This window comes from Alcanivorax sp. HI0044 (assembly GCF_001634945.1).
This window is the reverse complement of record NZ_LWEZ01001045.1, coordinates 1-962: the sequence shown is the minus strand read 5'-3', so window position 1 is coordinate 962 and position 962 is coordinate 1. Positions and strand designations below refer to the sequence as shown.

Here is a 962-nt window from a genome sequence, read left to right as displayed (position 1 = left end):
AACCTCTTCACTACGATATTGGCTGCCTTGGTCTGAGTGGAACAGCAAATCACGCCCCGCAGGTTTCTGGCGCCTCCAGGCCTGTTTCAGCGCCGCTATAACCAATTGTGAGCAGTTAACCGGCCCCATCGCACGGCCCACGATCTGACGAGTCCCCAGATCCAGCACAACGGCAATGTAGAGCCAGCCTTCTTGGCAGCGGATCTGGGTAATATCCGACACCCAGACACGGTTGGCCTTCCCAACCGAGAACTGGCGATTCAGCAGATTGGGCAACACCGGTAGAGACGACTTGGCCTTGCGGTAGCCGGGCTTGGGTGCCGTACGCGAACGGTAGCCCGCCGCCTGCAGCAACCGCTGAACCTGATTTTTCCCACAGCAAACCCCCGCATCCTGGGCATGCAGCCAGAGCTTACGGTAACCCGGTATGCTTTGCTGACGACGAGCCTCTTTCAGAAGGAAGGCCAAGAGGGCGTCATCGCGCCTCTGTTTTGGCCCCGGACAACGCTGACGCTCCCGCCAACGGTAATAGCCTGCTCGTGAGACATCGAGTACTGCGCACATCACCGATACCGGCCAGGCTTGGCTACGGCAGGCATCGATGAAGGCAAATCTTATTTGCCGTGCTTGGCGAAGTACTCGTCCGCCTTTTTTAGGATTTCATTCTCCAGCTCGGCTCGCTTGAGCTGCTTTTTCAGGCGAGAAATCTCTCCTTCCAGGTCTTTGAGGCTTTTATCGGGTCCCGTGTTCTGGACGGATTTAGCGGACGGTTTCTTGGTCACAATCCATTCTCTTCGCCAGCGGCTTAACAACTTTGGGTGTATGCCTAGCTTGCCAGCTAGTGCGGACTGTGTCTGCGTGGTGGATAGCGAGGCCTGCACGGCCTCGCGTTTGAAATCATCGCTGAAGTAGCGCTTGGCTTTGTATTTCATGACACCTTCTCTCCAAATGAAGGTGTCTAC

At 56.2% G+C, this 962-nt stretch carries 2 protein-coding genes; both read right to left on the bottom strand.

The features are described from left to right. A partial coding sequence (locus A3730_RS12200) for an IS3 family transposase (RefSeq protein WP_231883946.1) occupies positions 1-603 on the bottom strand: 603 nt, incomplete at its 3' end. A gap of 11 nt (positions 604-614) precedes the next feature. Continuing rightward, a partial coding sequence (locus A3730_RS12195; protein ID WP_231883945.1) for a transposase occupies positions 615-962 on the bottom strand: 348 nt, incomplete at its 5' end.